Annotated in this window: 18 protein-coding genes and 1 tRNA gene; 10 read left to right on the top strand and 9 right to left on the bottom strand. The window is 59.4% G+C overall.

Annotated elements, in window-relative coordinates; all coding sequences use genetic code 11:
- Nucleotides 1–156: 156 nt before the first annotated feature.
- The 3 genes from ASG35_RS00280 to recA all read right to left on the bottom strand — a co-directional run bounded on the left by ASG35_RS00280 (nucleotide 157) and on the right by recA (nucleotide 3640).
- On the bottom strand, nucleotides 157–825 hold the full coding sequence (locus ASG35_RS00280) for a DUF2889 domain-containing protein (RefSeq protein WP_056351441.1): 669 nt from the start codon (nucleotides 823–825) through the stop codon (nucleotides 157–159).
- Between the two features lie 132 nt (nucleotides 826–957).
- Nucleotides 958–2550: a recombination regulator RecX gene (gene recX / locus ASG35_RS32025; RefSeq protein WP_056351440.1), complete on the bottom strand. Its 1593-nt coding sequence runs from the start codon at nucleotides 2548–2550 to the stop codon at nucleotides 958–960.
- A gap of 19 nt (nucleotides 2551–2569) precedes the next feature.
- On the bottom strand, nucleotides 2570–3640 hold the full coding sequence (recA, locus tag ASG35_RS00270) for a recombinase RecA (RefSeq protein ID WP_056351437.1): 1071 nt from the start codon (nucleotides 3638–3640) through the stop codon (nucleotides 2570–2572).
- 224 nt (nucleotides 3641–3864) lie between these two features.
- On the opposite strand from recA, the gene ASG35_RS00265 reads away from it, so the two are divergent.
- The 4 genes from ASG35_RS00265 to ASG35_RS00250 all read left to right on the top strand — a co-directional run bounded on the left by ASG35_RS00265 (nucleotide 3865) and on the right by ASG35_RS00250 (nucleotide 8253).
- Nucleotides 3865–4608 (top strand): response regulator, encoded by a 744-nt coding sequence (locus ASG35_RS00265; protein ID WP_056352792.1) that lies wholly within the window; start codon nucleotides 3865–3867, stop codon nucleotides 4606–4608.
- Between the two features lie 7 nt (nucleotides 4609–4615).
- Nucleotides 4616–6202, top strand: coding sequence for a sensor histidine kinase N-terminal domain-containing protein (locus ASG35_RS00260; protein ID WP_082508167.1), 1587 nt, complete (start codon nucleotides 4616–4618; stop codon nucleotides 6200–6202).
- A 228-nt stretch (nucleotides 6203–6430) separates the two neighbouring features.
- Complete coding sequence (locus tag ASG35_RS00255) at nucleotides 6431–8089, top strand: MFS transporter (RefSeq protein WP_056351434.1); 1659 nt, start codon at nucleotides 6431–6433, stop codon at nucleotides 8087–8089.
- A gap of 87 nt (nucleotides 8090–8176) precedes the next feature.
- Nucleotides 8177–8253: transfer RNA gene (locus ASG35_RS00250), tRNA-Met, on the top strand.
- A 50-nt stretch (nucleotides 8254–8303) separates the two neighbouring features.
- Here ASG35_RS00250 and ASG35_RS00245 read toward each other — a convergent pair.
- From ASG35_RS00245 to ASG35_RS00235, 3 genes are all read right to left on the bottom strand, one after another.
- A complete protein-coding gene (locus tag ASG35_RS00245) occupies nucleotides 8304–9212 on the bottom strand; it encodes an alpha/beta fold hydrolase (protein WP_056351432.1) in 909 nt (302 codons plus the stop codon).
- Between the two features lie 42 nt (nucleotides 9213–9254).
- Complete coding sequence (locus ASG35_RS00240; protein WP_056351429.1) at nucleotides 9255–10286, bottom strand: DedA family protein/thiosulfate sulfurtransferase GlpE; 1032 nt, start codon at nucleotides 10284–10286, stop codon at nucleotides 9255–9257.
- 144 nt (nucleotides 10287–10430) lie between these two features.
- Nucleotides 10431–11138, bottom strand: a complete 708-nt coding sequence (locus ASG35_RS00235) for a FadR/GntR family transcriptional regulator (RefSeq protein ID WP_056351425.1) — start codon at nucleotides 11136–11138, stop codon at nucleotides 10431–10433.
- 136 nt (nucleotides 11139–11274) lie between these two features.
- Here ASG35_RS00235 and dgoD point away from each other — a divergent pair, with 136 nt between their 5' ends.
- Both dgoD and ASG35_RS00225 read left to right on the top strand, forming a co-directional pair.
- Nucleotides 11275–12423 (top strand): galactonate dehydratase, encoded by a 1149-nt coding sequence (dgoD, locus tag ASG35_RS00230; RefSeq protein ID WP_056351421.1) that lies wholly within the window; start codon nucleotides 11275–11277, stop codon nucleotides 12421–12423.
- A gap of 298 nt (nucleotides 12424–12721) precedes the next feature.
- On the top strand, nucleotides 12722–13021 hold the full coding sequence (locus ASG35_RS00225) for a hypothetical protein (RefSeq protein WP_056351419.1): 300 nt from the start codon (nucleotides 12722–12724) through the stop codon (nucleotides 13019–13021).
- Nucleotides 13022–13036: 15 nt separating this feature from the next.
- On the opposite strand, the gene ASG35_RS00220 is transcribed toward ASG35_RS00225, so the two are convergent.
- Complete coding sequence (locus ASG35_RS00220; RefSeq protein WP_056351417.1) at nucleotides 13037–13972, bottom strand: CopD family protein; 936 nt, start codon at nucleotides 13970–13972, stop codon at nucleotides 13037–13039.
- Nucleotides 13973–14388: 416 nt separating this feature from the next.
- On the opposite strand from ASG35_RS00220, the gene ASG35_RS00215 reads away from it, so the two are divergent.
- From ASG35_RS00215 to ASG35_RS00200, 4 genes are all read left to right on the top strand, one after another.
- Nucleotides 14389–15150, top strand: coding sequence for a c-type cytochrome (locus ASG35_RS00215; protein ID WP_056351415.1), 762 nt, complete (start codon nucleotides 14389–14391; stop codon nucleotides 15148–15150).
- Nucleotides 15151–15171: 21 nt separating this feature from the next.
- Nucleotides 15172–16470, top strand: coding sequence for a c-type cytochrome (locus tag ASG35_RS00210; protein WP_056351413.1), 1299 nt, complete (start codon nucleotides 15172–15174; stop codon nucleotides 16468–16470).
- A 247-nt stretch (nucleotides 16471–16717) separates the two neighbouring features.
- On the top strand, nucleotides 16718–17338 hold the full coding sequence (trhA, locus tag ASG35_RS00205; protein WP_056351410.1) for a PAQR family membrane homeostasis protein TrhA: 621 nt from the start codon (nucleotides 16718–16720) through the stop codon (nucleotides 17336–17338).
- A 244-nt stretch (nucleotides 17339–17582) separates the two neighbouring features.
- Nucleotides 17583–19055, top strand: a complete 1473-nt coding sequence (locus ASG35_RS00200) for a DEAD/DEAH box helicase (RefSeq protein ID WP_056351407.1) — start codon at nucleotides 17583–17585, stop codon at nucleotides 19053–19055.
- A gap of 55 nt (nucleotides 19056–19110) precedes the next feature.
- Here the strand turns inward: ASG35_RS00200 and ASG35_RS00195 are convergent, their stop codons facing one another.
- Together ASG35_RS00195 and ASG35_RS00190 are read right to left on the bottom strand one after the other, a co-directional pair.
- Nucleotides 19111–19626, bottom strand: coding sequence for a hypothetical protein (locus ASG35_RS00195; protein WP_056351404.1), 516 nt, complete (start codon nucleotides 19624–19626; stop codon nucleotides 19111–19113).
- 89 nt (nucleotides 19627–19715) lie between these two features.
- On the bottom strand, nucleotides 19716–20543 hold the full coding sequence (locus ASG35_RS00190; protein WP_056352787.1) for a ferritin-like domain-containing protein: 828 nt from the start codon (nucleotides 20541–20543) through the stop codon (nucleotides 19716–19718).
- Between the last annotated feature and the right edge of the window lie 342 nt (nucleotides 20544–20885).

The following is a 20885-nucleotide window of genomic DNA, read 5'->3' as shown; positions in this document are numbered from 1 at the left end:
ACGAAGATTTACGCCGAGCAATGTATCCGGCAGCGGTGATCAACGTCGCCGGATTCATGCTGCTTCTGCTGATATCGCTGATTCTGCTGATTTTGCTGGTATTTCGTGGTCGGCCAGTTCTGGTGAACCTGCTCACGCTGGATTCGCTGAGCTGGCTCAAGTGCGCTCCCGGTCTTGTCCACTGTCCTTCGGGCTGGCATTCCCCACGACACGCTCGCCCGCGCTTCTGGGCGCGTGATCGAACCACCGTGGATAGTGTTGCCGGACAGCCTCGCCGTCGAAACGCAATGCGTTGCAACGGCCGAGTTGGAAAGGCGGTTTGTCTGAAGTTGATGCCTGACTGTTTGCGGCCGCGTTGTCCGATGACTCTCCGGGCGCAGCGCCTTTTTCAGTGTTCCACACTTCGCCGGCGAAAGCCTGGATGGCGGCGGTGGGAAGCACGGCGCAGAGTTCGGTGAGATGGGTGCAACCGGTCGTTCCGGCCAGCAAACGGCTGGATTCGCGACGGAAATTTTGTACGAGATTGAGGCCGATGAGCGCGCGATATGCCGGGTTCGATGCTGAACACAACCGGCCATACGGCGCCCAATCGGAAGCGGCTTCGGCTCCGACGATAGCGAACGTGCGGTCGATAGTGATGCGCAGCCAGAGTTCATGGATCGGCAGGCCTCGAGGCCGGACGCCCGTCGCGAGTTTGACGTCGCGCGGCTTTTCATCAGTTAGGCAGGCTTCGATATCCCACAAACCGTCATCACGCTCAAACGCTTCCATTCGAATCGCGCGGCGATGGCGCAACTGACGGGAAACAGGCGGAGAAAGCGGCATGTGCGGAGAAAGGCCGAATGGGAAAACATACGGATTTTACCATACTGAGCATTTTGAGCCGGGCCGAGTTGCCGCAAGGCCGATTACTGCTGAATTAGGGCTAATTCGTACTGGTTTTGCTGCATTCGGAGCTTATTCGATGCTGAAATCGTCGTTGCTGGCTTTCAGGACTTTCATGATCACGCCACTGGAGAAACCGCGCGTGGCGAGGAAACGGGCTTGTTTGGCGCGGTCGGCTGGCGTGGTTGGTAATCCGCCGTATTTTTTATTCCAGACGTCGCGGGCGCGGGTGAGCTCGGTGTCTTTCAGCGCCGCATTTGCGTCCTGGATCAGAGTTTCGTCGATGCCATTGCGTTTTAGCTCGTTCACGATCCGGCTGGTGCCGAGTTTCGCGCCACGCCGGTGAACCACGCTTTCCACGAAACGCTCGTTTGAAAGCCAGCCTTCGCGTTCGAGGGCGTCGAGTAGCGTTTCGATCGAATCGGTTTCGGTTAGATGCGGCGTAAGTTTGCGAGATAACTCGGCGCGGCTGTGTTCGCGGCGCGATAGATAGCCGAGTGCCCGGCCGCGTAGGGAAAGTTGTGGGCGTTTGCTTTTGGATTCACCAGCTGCTGGCGGTTTGCCCCGGCCCGTTGTTCCGCGGGAATAGACGGATTCAGTGGCCGCGTTCGGGGTTTCTGTGTTTGGGGTTTCTGTGTTTGGGGTTTCTGTGTTTGGGGTTTCTGTGTTTGGGGTTTCTGTGTTTGGCGCGCTGCCGATTGCGGGAACGCATTGTTCGAACGGCTCGAAGGGATCCGCCGGTTCGAACTCTCCCGTGATGGCCACTGAGTTGGAACCTGTAGCAACGGTTTTTGCAGATGCCGCTTGCGTTTGAACAACCGCTTGATCAAGCAAGGCGCGCGCGAGCTTCAATCGATCGGTTGCGTCTGCGGCGTTTGCTTCGGCCTGCTGTCTGGCTAGATCTGCGGCACCGGTTGCCGATTTGCCTTCGGTCGGTTTCTTCGCGAACGCGCTTCTGCGGCTTGTTGCGCGCTCGGTCGATCGTTCGAAAACGTCTTCACCGTCTACTGGCTTTGAGGCTGCTTTTCCGCCCATTGAGGATTTGCGCCCGCTTGAACTGCCGCGTCCGAATTTTTTATCGCTGGAGCGCTCGTAGACGTTATCCGGCTCGGTGGCTGATACCTTGGCGGAAGACTTTCCTAGACCTCCGCCGCCAAACGAACTGCGCTTCTTCGGAAACGCACGATCGCTTGACCGTTCGTACACGGGTTCAACCTCGTCCGGCGCTGCGTTCTCGTCCGCGGTAACGCTTGCCGCAATGGCCTCCGCTTTCGACGTTCCAGTCGAAAGGCTCGAACCGCTTCCGCCTCCGCTTTTACCAAAGCTGCTTTTTCTGCCAAAACTGCTGCCGCCGCCTTTGTTTGAAAAGCTGCTGCCCTTGAACCCGCTGCTGGGTTTATCACCAGCGGCGCCACTGCTCTTGCTAAAGCTATTCCCAAATGAACGACGCGCCGGTGCAGATCCCTCCGCACCAGCGCGTTCGTTTGACGCTGCGCGGTATCGATCGCTACTTCGTTCGTAGCGATCAACCCCTTCTTCAGCGCTGACGCTTTCGGCGTCATCGCCTGAAGAATTCGAATCATCCGGATCTTCCTTTGCGTCTTTCTCCGAGTCACGACTTGCGTCGCGACCGGCCTTTGATCCGAATCGGTTCTTGCGCAGCATCTTTTCTACCGCCTACTACTCATTCTTCATCAGCTACTTCGGCAACGCCTGGCAAGGACTCGGCCATTGCATTGACACCCAGCGACTCGCGAATCCTGTTCTCGATCTCACGCGCCATTTCCGGATTCTCACGCAGGAATTCACGTGCGTTGTCCTTGCCCTGACCAATCCGTTCGCCGTTGTAGCTGTACCAGGCGCCAGCCTTGTCCACCAGCTTGGCTTGCACGCCCAAGTCGATGATTTCGCCCTGACGCGAAATGCCTTCGCCGTAAAGGATGTCGAAAATGGCTTCGCGGAACGGCGGCGCAACCTTGTTCTTCACCACCTTCACGCGCGTTTCGTTGCCGATCACTTCGTCGTTCTTCTTGATCGAACCGATACGGCGGATATCCAGACGCACCGACGCGTAGAACTTCAGCGCGTTACCACCCGTGGTGGTTTCCGGATTGCCGAACATCACGCCGATCTTCATGCGGATCTGGTTGATGAAAATCACCAGGCAGTTCGTACGCTTGATCGTGCCGGTCAGCTTGCGCAGCGCCTGCGACATCAAACGCGCTTGCAAACCAGGCAACGAATCGCCCATTTCGCCTTCGATTTCAGCCTTCGGCACCAGCGCCGCGACCGAGTCGATCACGATCATGTCGATGGAACCCGAGCGCACCAGCGCATCCGCGATTTCCAGCGCCTGCTCGCCCGTATCCGGCTGCGAGATCAGCAAATCCGAAGGATTCACGCCGAGCTTTTGCGCATACGCAATGTCGAGCGCATGTTCCGCGTCGATGAACGCCGCCGTGCCGCCGAGCTTTTGCATTTCAGCGATAACCTGCAACGTCAGCGTGGTCTTGCCCGACGATTCCGGACCGTAGACTTCAACAACGCGTCCGCGCGGCAAGCCGCCAACGCCCAGTGCAATATCCAGTCCGAGCGAACCAGTAGACACCACTTGAATGTCTTCAATGACTTCGCCGGCGCCGAGTCGCATGATCGACCCCTTGCCGAATTGCTTTTCGATCTGCGACAGCGCAGCGGCCAGCGCCTTGCTCTTTTCCGCAGACATCCCGCCCGGGCCTTTCTTGCTATCTTCCATGAATCGTCCTTTGCTATGATGAACGGCATCTGGCGCATGCCCGCGGACTTTTGCTCCACTGGGTGCACTGCTTCAGACACTGTATAAAAAAACAGGTGTTTTTGCAAGTGGGATCGGCGCGCGTAGTTATAACGCCACGCCGTCCATGCAAGCGCACCACAACACCTGGAGACCGCCGCGCCGGGCGAATTGCGGTGCCGGCAATGCCTTTTGCGCACACTACGATGCGAATACTCATTGCCGAAGACGACAGCATACTCGCGGACGGTCTGGTTCGATCACTCCGCCAATCGGGGTATGCAGTGGATCACGTCAAGCACGGCGTGGAAGCGGACACTGCACTTTCGCTGCAAACTTTCGACCTGCTGATTCTCGATCTGGGCCTGCCGATGATGTCCGGCCTCGAAGTCTTGCGGCGCCTGCGCGCCCGCAATTCACAGATGCCCGTGCTCATCCTGACAGCCGCCGACAGCGTGGACGAACGTGTCAAGGGCCTCGACCTCGGCGCCGACGACTACATGGCCAAGCCGTTCGCGCTCAACGAACTCGAAGCCCGCGTGCGCGCCCTTACCCGGCGCGGCGCGGGAGGCGGCCCGACGGTTGTCAAACACGGCGCGCTTTCGTTCGATCAAGTCGGGCGCATTGCATTCATCAACGACCAGGTCATCGAGTTATCGGCGCGCGAACTCGGCGTGCTCGAAGTGCTGCTGCAGCGGGTTGGCCGGCTGGTGTCGAAGGAACAGCTCGTCAACCACCTTTGCGAGTGGGGCGAAGAAGTCAGCAATAACGCGATCGAGGTCTATGTCCATCGGCTAAGAAAAAAAATCGAGCCCGGCGGGGCGCGAATCATAACCGTTCGCGGGTTAGGCTATAGCCTTGAAAAAGCCGTTGCACCTGCGGCCGCGTCCGTCATCTCAGGATCCGCGGAAGCTGGCTCAGCGGTGCCATCCAGCCCTCACTATAAGTAACCACGCTATGGGCTCGCCCGCTACATCCAAGCGTGCCGCCCAGGCGTTGCGCGAGTCGCCGCACCCGTCGCCAGATCTGCTCGATGCACCCATCGCAGACCCCGACGTGTCTCGTGACGCGCGTTACGCCAACCCGTTCGCGCCGCCGGATGAGCTCGAACCCGACGGCGAACCGGCGCCACGTTCGCTGTTCGGCGAGATTCTCGACTGGATGCTTGCGCCGTTGCTTTTGCTTTGGCCGATGAGCATCGCCGTGACGTACTTGGTCGCGAAGTCGATTGCCAACGGGCCGTTCGACCGCGCGCTCGAAACCGACGCCTACGTGCTCGCCCGGCAAATCCAGCCCGTCAATGGCGTAGCCGAATTGCGTTTGCCGAACGCCACGCGCGACTTTCTGAGAGCGGATAACGTCGATAGCGTCTTCTTCCAGATACTTGGCACGCGAGGCGAACTGGTGGGCGGTGACGCGGACATGCCCCTTCCCCATGACGATGACCGCCCGCAACCAGGCATCGTGGAATTCCGTGACGACGTACTGCGCGGTAACGACATCCGCGTCGCCTATACGACGGTCGAATTACCTTCATTGCCGCAACCGGTGCTCGTCCAGGTGGCCGAAACGCTCGATAAACGCAGCCAGTTGGCCAACGACATCATCAAGGGCGTGATCCTGCCGCAATTCGTAATTTTGCCGCTGGCGATCGTGCTGGTGTGGTTCGGGCTTTCGCGCGGGCTTGCGCCGCTGCACGCGCTGCAATCGAATATCCGCGCGCGTCGGCCGGACGATCTTTCGCCGCTCGAAGCCAGTCGCGCGCCGCCGGAAATCGCGCCGCTTGTGGCATCGTTTAATGATTTGTTGAACCGGCTCGAGCAGAACATGGAGCTGCAAAAACGCTTCATAGCCGACGCCGCGCATCAGATGAAAACGCCGCTCGCGGGTTTGCGCACGCAAGCCGAACTGGCGCTGCGGCAGGACGTGCCCGCCGAGGTGCAGCGCTCGCTCGAACAGATCGCGACGAGTTCCGAACACGCGGCGCGACTCGTCACGCAACTGCTCGCTTTGGCGCGCGCCGAAAACCGGATGACCGGCCAGATTTTCTCGCGCGTCGAACTCACCGATCTCGCGCGACTCGCCGTGCGCGACTGGGTGCAGGCGGCGTTGGCGAAGCGCATGGATATCGGATATGAAGAGCCGCCGCATCCGGTCGAAGTCGAGGGCAACGTGGTGATGCTGCGCGAGATGCTGTCGAATCTTATCGATAACGCCATCCGTTATACCCCGCCAGGCGGCCGCATAACGGTCCGCGTGCGCACTGAGGATTCGGACACGCGCCGCGTTTTCCTCGAAGTAGAGGATACGGGATTGGGCATCCCGGCAGCGGAGAGAACGCGAGTGATCGAGCGGTTTTATCGGATCCTGGGACGCGAAGGAGAAGGCAGCGGATTGGGATTGGCCATCGTGCGCGAGATCGTGACCATGCATCGCGGCACGCTCGACATTGAAGATCACCTGTACGGAGAAGCGCCCCGCCAGGCGGGAACGCTTGTCAGAGTTGGGTTACAGCGGGTTTATCCTGCCCGGGACAAACCCTGAGAAATTGCTTTGGATAACCATGCGGATTTATCGGCTTCCTCAATTTTAGACGTGACTAGTTGAAAGTAGACCGTTGATTGGGCGACGTTAGAGTCGTACGTCCACAGGAACACAAAAAACCACACACCGTAATCAAGTCAGAACGCCGTAAGTTTTCGCTCCAATAATCGGTGCACGGTGCCGCCATCCGCGGGGCCACATTCAAAGATCAAGATCTGGAGACGATTCATGGCGACGATCGAGGGGCGCATTTCCCACGCGCCGATGACCAGCGAAGAACGGCGCGTGATTTTCGCGTCATCGCTGGGCACGGTGTTCGAGTGGTATGACTTCTACCTGGCGGGCTCGCTCGCCATCTATATCAGCAAGACCTTCTTCTCCGGCGTCAACCCGACGGCCGCTTTCATCTTCACCTTGCTCGGCTTCGCGGCGGGTTTTGCCGTGCGTCCGTTCGGCGCGATCGTGTTCGGGCGTCTCGGCGATATGGTCGGCCGCAAATACACGTTCCTCGTGACCATCGTGATCATGGGTTTGTCGACGTTCGTGGTCGGCTTGCTGCCCGGATACGCATCCATAGGGATAGCGGCGCCCGTGCTGTTTATCGCGATGCGGCTGCTGCAAGGCCTGGCGCTCGGCGGCGAATACGGCGGCGCGGCGACCTACGTCGCGGAACATGCGCCCTCGAACAAACGCGGCGCATGGACGGCGTGGATCCAGACGACAGCCACGCTCGGCCTATTCATCTCGCTGATCGTGATCCTCGTTGTGCGCACCGCGGTGGGCGATGAAAAATTCGGCGCGTGGGCATGGCGCATTCCATTCCTTGTCTCGATCCTGCTGCTCGCCGTATCCGTCTGGATCCGCTTGAAGCTGCATGAATCGCCGGTTTTCGAGCGTATCAAGGCGGAAGGCAAAACGTCGAAGGCACCGCTGACCGAAGCGTTTGGTCAATGGAAAAACCTGAAGATCGTATTGCTCGCGCTCTTCGGCCTGACGATGGGACAAGCCGTGGTCTGGTACACGGGCCAGTTTTACACGCTGTTTTTCCTGACGCAGACGCTCAAGGTCGATGGCACCAGCGCCAATATCATGGTCGCGGTAGCGTTGTTGATCGGCACGCCGTTCTTCCTGTTCTTCGGGTCGCTGTCCGACAAGATTGGCCGCAAGCCGATCATCATGGCCGGCTGCCTGATCGCCGCGCTGACGTACTTCCCGCTCTTCCACGCGCTGGCTCACTACACGAACCCGACGCTCGAAGCCGCGACCATGAAGTCGCCGATCACCGTCATTGCCAATCCCGACGAGTGCTCGTTCCAGTTCAACCCGGTGGGTACATCGAAGTTCACGAGCTCCTGCGATATTGCCAAGAGCGCGTTGTCGAAGGCCGGTTTGAACTACGAAAACGTGGCCGCGCCGGCCGGAACGGTCGCGCAGATCAAGGTGGGCGAGACGGTAGTGAATACGTATGACGGCAAGGCCGCCGATGCAAAAGCCCAGGGCGCCACGTTCGACAAGACGCTGGCGGGCACGCTGAAGTCGGCGGGTTATCCGGCGAAGGCTGATCCGGCGCTGATCAACTGGCCGATGGCTATCGTGATCCTGACCATCATGATGATCTACGTGACGATGGTTTATGGCCCGATTGCCGCGATGCTCGTCGAGATGTTCCCGGCGCGGATTCGGTACACGTCGATGTCGCTGCCGTATCACATTGGGAATGGCTGGTTCGGCGGGTTTTTGCCGGCTACGGCGTTCGCTATCGTGGCGGCGAAGGGGAATATTTTCTCGGGGTTGTGGTATCCGATTGTGATCGCGGTGGCCGCGTTCGTGATCGGCATGCTGTTCGTGAAGGAGACCCGTGGGACGGCGGTTTATGACTCGGATTGATCGGCCGTGATCGCCTGGATTGTCGATAAGAATCGGCTTGGAAGGGGTTGACAGGTTTTGCAACCCTCTTCATAATCTCGATCTCTTGGCGAATTAGCTCAGCCGGTTAGAGCGACGGAATCATAATCCGCAGGTCCGGGGTTCGAATCCCTGATTCGCCACCAAGTTGTAAAGAAAGCCGCTGCTTCGAAAGAAGTGGCGGCTTTTTGCTGTTCTAGCGAGGCTCCCATAGCGGCGCAATCGCCTCGCCTAGCATCCGATTAAACACCCCCGCATGCGTCACGTTCATCCCATGCGACGCCCCTTCAATCGTCACCCTCCGCGCCCCATCGATCCACCCTTCCAACGCCCCCACCGCATCCCGAAACATCTTCGGGCTCTTCTCTCCTTCGATAAGCAGCGTAAGGCGTCGCACCCTTGCCGCCGCGCTCGCATCGTACGCCGGCAACGGATCGCGAAACTGCAGCGCGAGCGTATCGGCGTTATCCATCGCCATGGCCCGAAACTCTTTCGGACTCCGCGCCCAGAACCCGGGCCGACTCACCGAATCCACAAACAGCTCCAAGCCCGCATCGACCTCACCCGCAGCAATCAACTCCGCCGCCTTCGCCCTCAGCGCATTCACCGGCGCAGGCAGCACCGTCCGCGACATGGAGTCAGAACCAGCCCGAGCCACCGCCCCACCCGGATCAGCCAGCACCAGCGACTTCACCAACTCCGGATATCGGCCAGCAAGATGAAACGCCACACATCCGCCTCTCGAATGCCCAACTACATTCACCGCGCCCACCCCAAGCCGCTCGATGAATTGCCCCATCTCATCCACATGCGCGTCCCAGCTAAACGGCCGTAAATCCCCCGCCACGCCAAGCGCTCCCGCCCTCCCCGATGGCCAATAATGCGAGAGACTCGGCGCGACACATCGATACCGCTTCCCAAGCGGCCCCAACTGCGGCTTCCAGTATCGAAAGTCGCAAAGCGAACCGTGAATAAACAGCATTACCTCCAGATGCTCATGCCCGGTCTGTACAAAAGGCACTTGCACGCCGTGATCGAGCGTGGCCACATCGGGCATGGGCAAGCCAAAAAGTTGCGAGGGATCCACCCCATCCAACAGCGTCATCCGATGCAACTCCAATTATCAAATTAACGGACGACCCAAATTTCACTCCGGCGCGGTAGCCCGAACGGTGACCATATCGTCCATAGCGTGGTGATCGTCGAACGCAGCATCCTCAAGATCAGCAGCACGGCCACCGCTCGAAGGAATCGCCTCCACCGGAAACCCCTTCTTTTCCCAAGCATCGAGCCCGCCCTTCAGCGGCCGCACATTCGTAAATCCCTTGGCCTTCAACTGCCGCACGATCTGCTTAGCCGTTGCCTCGTTCGGACACACGCAATAAACAACCACCTCGCGCTCGCGAAACATCTCATCGATTTTCCCGGACGCCTCCAGATCCAGCGGCAACGCACCCTTGATCCTGTGCGCCTCCTTGCGCCGAATCTCTTCAGGCCGGGCATCGAAAATAACGGGCGGCGCGTCGGAGCGCATCATTTCATCGAGTTGTTCGGGCGATATCCGATACTTCGCGAGCCATCGGCGAAATTGCAAACGGCGTATCCACCGATACACCAGGAACGCGCCCGCGGCCATGCCGAGCACGTCGAGCGCGGTCAGCCCATACGTGCGCACGAACACGAGCAACCGTGCGACCTCAGCCTGCAGGATCGCGCCGCCCAGCATCCATGCCGATGCCCAAAGACTCGCGCCCACCAAATCCCAGAACACGAACACGCGCACATCGATCTGCGTGGTTCCAAGCAACGGCGATGAAACCAGTCCAAGCCCCGGCACGAATTTGGACAACGCAAGCAAAGGCACGCCGAAGCGCTCGAACCAACGGCGGGCGGTACGCAAGGTGGTATCGAGGGAAAGGGAGAAGCGCACGAGCGAGTTCAGAAACCGTCGGCCATACAGCCGTCCGGCAGCGAACCAGAGAGAGTCGGCGATAACGACCGCGATCACCGCGGCAGCCAACATGTGCCAGAACGAAGCCAGCCCGGCCGCGACCAACGTGCCGGCGAGGACGAGCATGGGCGCGGCCGGAATAGGCACGCCGAGCTGCGTGGCGAGCACGCTGACGAACACAGCCCACGCGCCCCAGGACGACACAAGGGAGATCGGAACGTGCGGCAAGATCGTGCTCCTCGCGATGAGTGCAGAGCGCACGTTCTGGATAGTTACTCTTTGACTGATATCAACAAAACCGCGCCCGGACCCGCAACTTTATCGCGAAATGGAAACTATCGCCGGGCTTACAGAAGCGTTAGCACGCGCTTGTCAACCTTCGATCCGCGCCCGCGTCACGCCGAGCAAACCGGCCATTGCGTCACGCGCGGCGGCTGAATTCCTCGTGGCGATGGCATCGAAAACGGCCGTGTGTTCGGCCATCGATGCATTGAAAACGTCCGCGCGCCGCGCGTTCAACTGCAATTGCGCTTCGAGCGTGCGCTCGATCAGCGTTCCCAACGGCACGAGCAGTTCGTTGCTGCACGCGTTCAGCACGCTCAAATGAAAGCGCAGATCGGCGCGCACCCATTCATCGACGTTGCGTGCATCGAGCATTGCCTGATGTGCTTCGGCTAAATGTGCCAACGCATGTTCGTCATGATTCGCAGCGGCCAAAGCCGCCGCATAAGGCTCGATCATCTCGCGCATTTCCTGCAGCTTGAGCGCGAACTGCATCGGCTTGGCAACGCGCGAGTACCACTCGAGCACGTCGGCATCGAGCAGATTCCACGCGTCTCGCGGCCGCACGCGCGTGCCGATCTTGGGCCGCGATTCGAGCAATCCCTTCGATGTCAGCGTCCGCAACGCCTCGCGCAACACGGTCCGGCTGACGCCAAAGCGCTCCATGAGCTCGGCTTCGCGCGGCAAGGTGGTCGCGGGCGCGAAATCGCCGCGCAGGATTTCGGTACCGAGGTCGTACGCGACGCGTCCGTGCAGATCGTGCTGGATGACTTTCCCCTTTGAAAAAAATGACGCGATTATACGGGTTTGCGAGCAGCGCCTTTCCCATCAAGGCTTTCCGGTCAATAGTACTATTAATATACACAAGGAAGCAAAATTTGATAGCATTGAAACCCTTGTTCTTAACTCATCGAAAAAACCAGGAGACGCCAGCATGAAAATCACGAAACTCGAAACTTTTATCGTTCCGCCGCGCTGGTGTTTTCTGAAGATCACGACGGACGAAGGCATCGTCGGCTGGGGCGAACCGGTGGTCGAAGGCCGCGCGCATACGGTCGCGGCAGCGGTCGATGAACTCTCGGATTACCTGATCGGCAAGGACCCGCTGTTGATCGAGGATCACTGGCAGGTGATGTATCGCGCGGGGTTTTATCGCGGCGGCCCGATTGGCATGAGCGCGATCGCGGGCGTTGATCAGGCGCTGTGGGACATCAAGGGCAAGCATCATGGCGTGCCCATTCACGCGCTGCTCGGCGGCCAGGTGCGCGACCGTATCAAGGTGTATTCGTGGATTGGCGGCGATCGTCCGAGCGATGTCGCGAACAACGCGCGCGCGGTCGTGGAGCGCGGTTTCAAGGCAGTGAAGATGAACGGTTCGGAAGAACTTCAGATCATCGATACCTTCGACAAAGTTCAAGCCGTCATCAACAACGTCGCGGCCGTGCGTGAAGCGGTGGGACCGAATATTGGCATCGGCGTGGACTTCCACGGCCGCGTGCACAAGCCGATGGCGAAGGTCCTCGCGAAGGAACTGGATCCGTTCAAGCTGCTGTTTATCGAAGAGCCGGTGTTGTCGGAGAACGTCGAAGCGTTGCGAGATATCGTGAATCAGACGAGCACGCCGATCGCACTCGGCGAGCGCCTGTATTCGCGCTGGGATTTCAAGCACATCCTGGCCGGCGGTTACGTGGACATCATCCAGCCGGACGCATCGCACGCGGGCGGGATCACGGAATGCCGCAAGATTGCATCGATGGCCGAAGCCTACGACGTCGCCCTCGCCCTGCATTGCCCGCTCGGTCCGATTGCGCTTGCAACTTGCCTGCAAATCGATGCCGTCAGCTACAACGCGTTCATCCAGGAGCAAAGTCTCGGGATCCACTACAACAAGGGCAACGACCTGCTCGACTACATCAAGAATCCCGAAGTCTTCAAATACGAAGACGGCATGGTGATGATTCCGCAAGGGCCGGGCTTGGGTATCGAGGTGAACGAGGAGAAGGTGCGCGAGATGGCGAAGGTCGGACACCGCTGGCGCAATCCGGTGTGGCGTCACGCCGATGGCAGCGTTGCAGAATGGTGATCTGAGAATTGCGGCGCACCGTACGATACGGTTGCCTTAGGCATCGTAGAATACGGTTTATCGAGACAGCTGATCGTCTTGATGTTGCTATGGAGTTGTTACGTAACGCGCTGTTGAGCCATGCTCTTTCAGCGCGTTACGTCGTTTAAAAAGGGCGATCGGAATGTCCGAAAAACCCTTTCACGGCAAGGCTTTGTTGCATAACCGAAGCCTGGCCCGCGTCTTGCATTATCTCGTGTACTGATGTTCCGACCCATGCGCCCGGGAAGAGCGCGACGATAAAGCGAAAGAGTCCAGCATGTACACACTTCCAGATGAATACATCCGCACGCAAATGGCCGTTGGCGCGCTCGTGCTGTTCGGCGTGCTTCGCGTGATCTGCGCCGCGATGGGCGCGCAGCACAACTGGCGTTTGACGGTCGTCACGAAGTGCTTCATTGGCGCCGCGGTGCTGTTTTGCCTGCCGCAATTCGCCGATGTCCTGTTCTCATCGCCGATGTCGCACAAGGCTTTCATCGAACTGCAGGGCAAGGCGATTGGCTGCGCGCTGGCGCTGTTCTGTGCGCCTATCGTGAGTCATAAACTCGGCTACGAATAATCGCCCGCCAACGCTTTATCCCGCCGATGCAAACCCCGGCACGCTGTGCGACAGCACGGCGGCCGCGACAAACACCGCCACGATCAACACCGCTTCCACACGCATTACACCGGTGAACGTGCGTGCATCGACTGTCGATGCCGTGCGCTGCAATCGCGGCAATACGGACCATCGGTTCATCGCGCCGAGCAGCAACGCGGTTGCGACCAGCACGGCTTTCACGACCAGCGCCTGACCCCACGCGCTTGCTTGCAACGCTTCCGCCGATCCACCCAGGCCGCGCCACGCATTGTAAATCCCGGTCGCTACCACGAGCGATACAGCGATCACGGACAGGGTCGATATCTTCCCGGCGACACGAATCAAGAACGCCCGTGCAAGCGATGTCCCCAACGCCGACAACACGCGCCACGCCCCGGCGAACACCACGCCGCCCCACAACGCGGTCGCCAGCAAATGCACGGTCTGCACACCTTCGGCCAGCGAAAACGCGCCGGCATCGGCTGCATGGCCAATCGATGCCTTGCCCGCCGCAGCCACGATCGCGCCCATCGCAAACAAGCCGAGCCGCGGCGCGCCCTTCGCGTTCGCCGACAACATCGCGATCAAGAGCAGCACGCTGCCGCCAAATGCAATCGCCCAGCCAATGCCCGCGTGCGTTCCCGTCACCACGGCCATCACCGATGAAAACGCCTCGAACAAAAGCGCGCCGCTCATCGAAGCGGCTTGCAACCAGACGAGCACGAGATCCGCAATCGCCAGCGTGACCGCGCCGCCGATACTCAAGCGCCGCGCCTTTTGCCAGCCGGCGTGCGCAGGCGATTTGGCCTCAACCGCGTTTTCCTTCGATAACCACACGCTCAGCATTCCCGCACCGAGCGTGCAGGCGAAAGCGATATCGGCGATCGCTGCAATCACGACCTGAGCGAGCCAAAGTGGATCGCCGTTCACGTACGCACCTGCGAAATTTGCGTCATGCTGAAAGCAAGCAAGGGATACATAAAGTATTGGTGAATGGCGATGGAATGAGCATCAGGAACGCGAGTCTACTGGAACGGGCACGTGGAATGCACGAGCAGGACGGGCGCGGCAAATTGCAAGAAACGGTTAAATCCGAGTCGATGGTTTGTCGAACGCAACGCTCCGCCAATGGTTAAAGAGTTTCAAAAACCCCTGTCGATCAGTCGCGCGGCATATTGTCGCGTAGAGGTTGAAAGCCAGACGGAACAGGCCAAGGCACAAATAGTCATCATCAGGCAACGATGATAGAATGCCGCGTCGCATCAGAGGCTCGCAGAGCCAATGTGGCAATGGTTCACCACATATTCGCACCGGGCCGAACGAAGCTCGGCAGGTCCTCGAAATTCATGGAGTGTCGCGTGTCTTCAAGACGCATCTTTCGTCCGTTGCTCGCCCCGCTAATGGCGCTGGTGCTCGTAGGCGCCGCATTCGGCACTGCAAGCGTCACGGCTCGCGCCGCCGAAGCTCAAGCCGCCCAGCCTGTCGCGCCGGACACCATGGCAGCACGCGTGCAGGGTTGCACGGCATGCCACGGCGTTCATGGCGAAGGCACGGACAACGATTATTTCCCACGTCTTGCCGGCAAACCGGCCGACTATCTCTATAACCAGTTGCAGAACTTCCGTGAAGGCCGCCGGAAGTATCCGCCAATGAATTACCTCGTCACGTATCTCTCCGACGACTACCTTCACCAGATCGCCACGTATTTCTCGCAACAGCGTCCGCCGTATCCGCAGCCGGCCAAGCCGACGGTGTCAGCATCGACTGTAACGAAGGGCCAGCAGATCGTGCTGAATGGCGACCCGAGCCGGAACATTCCGGCTTGCGCGGCCTGCCACGGCGCGACGCTCACCGGTATGGAACCTGCCATTCCGGGTCTCGTGGGATTGCATTCGGACTACATCAGCGCGCAGCTCGGCGCCTGGCGTGCGGGCTCGCGTCACGCGAAAGCGCCTGATTGCATGCAACAGATTGCATCCCGCCTGACCGATGACGACGTAACCGCTGTCGCCGCCTGGCTTTCCACGCAAACCGCACCGGCTAATCCGGTACCCGCGCCCGCTGGCTCACGCAAGATGCCGCTCGTTTGCGGCAGCGAACCGCAATAAGGCGCGAGGAGCGATAAGAATATGAAACGCAAGTCCCTGTTCGCACTTTCGGCGGTTGTTGTCCTTACGGCCGCCGCAGCCGCTGCCGCCCTCTGGTCGGGTGGCGACGCATTCCATTCGGGCGGCGCGGTCGCTGCGGTGCCCGCCGACCAGACCGAGTTGATCAAGCGCGGCGAATATCTGGCGCGCGCCGGCGACTGTATTGCCTGCCACACGGTTCGTGGCGGCAAGACGTTCGCGGGCGGCCTGCCCATGCTGACGCCGTTCGGCACCATGTATACACCGAACATCACGCCGGACGATCAATACGGCATTGGCAAATGGACATCGGACGATTTCTACCGGTCAATCCATAACGGCCGCTCGAAAGACGGCAGCCTGCTTTATCCGGCCATGCCGTTTACGGCTTATACCAAGGTGACGCGCGCCGATTCGGACGCCATGTTCGCGTACATGCGCTCGGTTCCGCCGGTGAACGAACCCAGCCGTCCGCACGAACTGCGCTTCCCGTTCAACCAGCGCAACATGCTGATTGGCTGGCGCGTGCTGTTCTTCCGCGAAGGCGAGTTCAAGCCGGATCCCACGAAGTCGGTGGAATGGAACCGTGGTGCTTACCTGATCGAAGGTCTTGGCCATTGCAGCATGTGCCATACATCGATCAACCCGCTCGGCGGCCCGGTCAGCTCCGCAGCCTTCGGCGGCGGCCTGATTCCGCTGCAGAACTGGTACGCGCCGTCGTTGACGTCGAACAAGGAAGCAGGTCTTGGCGACTGGGACGCGAAGGACATCAACGACTTGCTTAAGACGGGTGTATCGCAGCGTGGCGCCGTATTTGGCCCAATGGCCGAAGTGGTTCACAACAGCCTGCAATACATGACGGACGCCGACATCAGTGCAATGACCACGTACCTTAAGTCGATTCCGCAAAAGAAGGAAGCGCCGGAAACCATGCAGTTCGAGACATCGGAGAAATTCGGTGGCGAGTTGCTAGTCCAGGGCAAAAAGATCTATACGGAAAACTGCGCGAAGTGCCACGCGGAGAACGGTCTCGGCAAGCCGCCGGCTTACCCGCCGCTCGCCAACAACCAGTCCATCCAGATGCAATCGGCCGTCAACCCGATCCGCATGACGCTCAACGGTGGTTATCCGCCGAGCACGGATGGCAATCCGCATCCGTATGGCATGCCGCCGTTTGCGCAAGCCTTGTCGGATACGGAAGTGGCTGCGGTTGTGACGTACATTCGTATGTCGTGGGGCAATCACGGTACGCCGGTGTCGCCGCAACAAGTGAGTAACCTGCGTTCGGCGCCGCTGGACTGATCGAAAGAAACGGTCCACGTAGTAGCGTAAAATGCAGTGAAGGGCGCAGGCCTCGCAGTCGGGGCGGCGCCCTTCTTCTTTTTGAGTTTGGCTTTTGTGCGTAATCAAGCGACTCGGGATCTGAAAAAATGAGCGGCCCGTCTCGCGGTAAAATGCGTGTGATTCACGGATTCTTCGTAGCGGGTGAGCAAGGCGTTGCACGCAGTAAGGCGATACAAGGCAGCGCAGGCAGTGAGGATGTTCTTCGATGCACGTTGGTGAGCGGTTCAACAGCGTTACCCATCTTGTCGGCACCGTACTGTCCGTGGCGGGTCTTGCAACGCTCGTGACCATGGCATCGCTGGAACGCGATCCGTACAAGATCGTGAGCTTTGCCGTATATGGCGCAATGTTGCTCGCCCTGTATGCAATCTCGACGCTCTATCACTGGGTCCGAAGCCCGCGGCTCAAAGCTGTTTTGCAGAAATGCGACCATTCGGCCATCTACTTGCTGATCGCCGGAAGCTATACGCCGTTCACGCTCGTCACGTTGCGCGGTCCGTGGGGCTGGTCGTTATTCGGGGTAAGCTGGGGGCTCGCTGCTCTTGGCATCATTCAGGAACTGACGCTCGGGCGCCGAACCCGCAGTGTATCGATGGTGATTTACGTGATGATGGGCTGGCTCGCGCTCGTAGCCATCCGTCCTCTCGTTACAGCATTACCGCCCGCCGGCACGGCGTGGCTGCTGGCAGGCGGCTTGATCTACAGCGCCGGCATTTACTTTTTCATCAACGACGAGCGCATCCGGCACGGCCATGGCATCTGGCACCTGTTCGTGTTGGGCGGCAGCTTGTGTCAATTCGTCAGCATTGCGCGCTATGTTGCGTGAGCCTGCTTTGATCGGCACTCAATGCCTGATGTTTTGAAGCGCGTGCGCTTCAAATGCAACTTAAAGCCAGTCAGCGTGTCTTGATAGCGCGTTGATCTTCGCGGCAACTTTCTCGGCGTTATTGCTTTAATTCAGCAAGCGCCCCGATCGTCATGCCGCCCGATTTCCTCGATCGTCGTACGCGCGCACCTTGACTCAAGGCTCTGCGACAACGTCGATCGGCATACAGAATCTGTGAACACTTATGTCTTTTGATTCCCTCGGCTTGTCCGAACCCTTGCTTCGCGCTGTTATCGAACAGGGTTACACCACTCCTACGCCCATCCAGTCGCAGGCGATTCCCGCCGTGCTGAACGGCGGCGATCTGCTCGCAGGCGCGCAAACCGGCACAGGCAAGACGGCTGGTTTCACGTTGCCTATCCTGCAGCGTTTGTCCGAAGCCGCAGCGCCTGCGGCCGGTGCGCGGCGCCCGGTTCGCGCGCTGATCCTGACGCCCACGCGCGAACTCGCCGCGCAAGTCGAAGAAAGCGTGCGTACGTACGGCAAGTACCTAAAGCTGAAATCGACGGTGATGTTCGGCGGCGTCGGCATCAATCCGCAAATCGATGCGTTGCGGCGCGGCGTAGATATTGTCGTGGCAACGCCAGGACGGCTGCTCGATCACATGCAGCAGAAGACGATCGATTTGTCGAAACTCGAGATTCTCGTGCTTGATGAAGCCGACCGCATGCTCGACATGGGTTTCATTCACGACATCAAGCGCGTGCTCGCCAAATTGCCGCCGAAGCGTCAGAACCTGCTGTTCTCGGCGACGTTCTCCGACGAAATCAAGACGCTTGCCGACAGCCTGCTCGATAAACCCGCGCTGATCGAAGTGGCGCGCCGCAATTCAACGGTCGAAGCGATCGCGCAAAAGATCCACCCGGTCGATCGCGATAAAAAGCGCGAGTTGCTTACGCATCTGATCCGGCAGAACAACTGGTTCCAGGTGCTGGTCTTCTCGCGTACGAAACATGGCGCGAACCGGTTGGCCGAGCAGTTGACGAAGGACGGCATCAGCGCGCTCGCCATTCATGGCAACAAGAGCCAGTCGGCGCGGACACGTGCGTTGGCCGAATTCAAGGACAACACGCTGCAAGTGCTCGTGGCAACGGATATTGCGGCGCGCGGTATCGATATCGACCAGTTGCCGCACGTGGTCAATTTCGATTTGCCCAACGTGCCGGAGGACTATGTTCACCGCATTGGCCGTACCGGGCGCGCTGGAGCCACGGGCGAAGCGGTATCGCTGGTTTGCGTCGATGAACATCAGTTGCTCAAGGACATCGAACGGCTGATCAAGCGCCCGATTCCGCAGGAAGTGATCGCGGGATTCGAGCCCGATCCGACGCAGAAACCGGAACCGATCCTCCGACGCAGCCAGGGCGGCGGCGGTGCGCGTCAAGGGTCGCCGCGTCAGGGCGCGCCGAAGCAGGCGAATGGTGGTGGCCGTGGGCCAGCCAAGCCCGCGCATGGCGCTGGAAATGGTAACGGCGGTGGTGGGAACGGTTCACGTGCGCCGAAGCCGGTTGCAGCCAAGACCGGCGGCAATGGCGGCGCTCCGCGCAAGCCAGAAGGCGCTCGACCGGCTGGAGCATTGCTCGGCGGGAAGCCGCGTACTGAAGGCGGCGGCGCAGGCCGGCGTGATACGCCGCGCACTGGACAACGCGGACGTTGATTGAGTTGTTGTGAGGTTTCAGACAGCGGAGTCATTTGGCTCCGCTGTTTTCGTTTCAGGCGGCAGCGCTCGCGGCCCGCTTCAGTCCTTCTACTTGATGAAGCCATCGTTCAAGCACGGCGTTCTCCTGTCGCGCGGCAAAAGCAAATCCAATTCCGTGCACGAGCCGCGCATAAGCAACTTTTTGCCACTCGCCGCTTTCGATCGTCGCGATAAAACACGTCACCGGCAAGTCCGTCAGCGGCACGACCTTGGCCTGGAGTTGCACCTGGAAAAACGCTTCATCGAATACGAAAGTCAGCGTGGCCAAACCCGTCTTCGATATTACCCGCGCCGCCCTCGCCTGCGGCCACAGCGAGAAACACACGCTGCCCGGGTCGGGCGCGAACAACTCGCCGACGCTCAGCAACGACGTCCGGATGCGGCCTTCATCGGCGGCAAGCAGTGATGCCGTGAATCCCGTCTTCGTTTCGATCGACGTGCCATCGAAAAGCGTACGCAACGACGACGGCCATTCGTCGAACGTGCCGTGTTCGATGTTGCGCGGACCCGATGCCGATGAATCACTCATATCAAACTCCTCGAACGCACGATGGCCCGCGAAAGCGGGCCATCGATCAAAGCGTCATGCTGGTCGCGCCGCCGTAAGTTTCAGCGACTTCAGCGGAAGAAAACGTGCTGTGTAATCTTGGCGATCGGATAGTGAACGCTCGGCTGAATCCGCACCGGCAAATCGAGCGGCTTGAGCAACATCTTGACGCACATATCCGCCGATAAATTGCGGCGAACCAGTGCATTCACACGCGCCGCCAGTTCGCGGTTGTGCGCTGTATCGTTCGCGCGATCCGGATAACGGATGGCGAAAACGTGGCGCAGCGCGATCTCGGAATCCTCGTTCTTGATCTCCATCACGCGCCGCAGCAGAGCGCCGAGAACGGCAAACCGGCCGTTTCCTTCAATCTTGTTGTACTTCTTGAAGAAGCGGAAGAAGTGCTTGTAATGGCGGACTTCGTCGGTGCGGATGTTGTCGGTGAGTTGCTTCAGCACCGGCTCGTCCGAGCATTCGTTGATGGCGCGATACAAGGTTGCCGTGCCGGTCTCGACCACGCAACGCGCGACCATTTCTAGGGCTCGCGTTTTCTCGAAGTCCTCGACCGAACAGGTCAGCGAGTATTCGGCAAAGAAGTTCTTGAAGGCCGTATCCCAATCGAACTCTGGCCACACGTGATTGATGTAAGTCTTCAACGCGCGCCCGTGCTGCATTTCCTCCGGTTCCCACTCGGTGTTGAGCCAGGAGGAGACTTCGGGGTCGTCGTTGAAATAGGTGCTCAGGTTGCTCGTGTAGAGATCGGTGCCGCTTTCAATGAACGAGGCCGCGCACAGCAGCAAAAGCAAATGTTCGTTGGACGCCGCCTTGCGACGATCGATCCGCGACAGATCGATATCTTCGATCCGCCAAGGCATCACATGGGTACTATCAGTGTGCATAAATATCGCGCTCCCAATCAGTATTGAACGCGCCGTCAGCCAAACCGGCCGAAAATCAGGCAACGCCGTGACCAATCAAGTCATGGCGTTCTCATGTGGTTGAAGACTTCTTAGAGCCTGCATATTAGCCGGGTTATAGCGAAGCTGCAGACACGAAGAGAGACCATTCAACTCATAGGTCAGTTCCGGACACTGCTGAATTCAGCACAAATCATACCGAGCGATTGGGCGTAGCTTGATCACGCGCAAGCCTGACGCCACGACCCGGCTTACAAGCGGATTTCGGCAGTGTACAAAGCCGCTGTTATCCTCGCACGAGCGAACTGGCCGGTTGTAAAAACG

The organism is Burkholderia sp. Leaf177 (assembly GCF_001424345.1).
Lineage (GTDB): Bacteria > Pseudomonadota > Gammaproteobacteria > Burkholderiales > Burkholderiaceae > Caballeronia.
The sequence above is the reverse complement of the archived record's forward strand: the minus strand, read 5'-3'. Positions and strand labels throughout refer to the sequence as shown.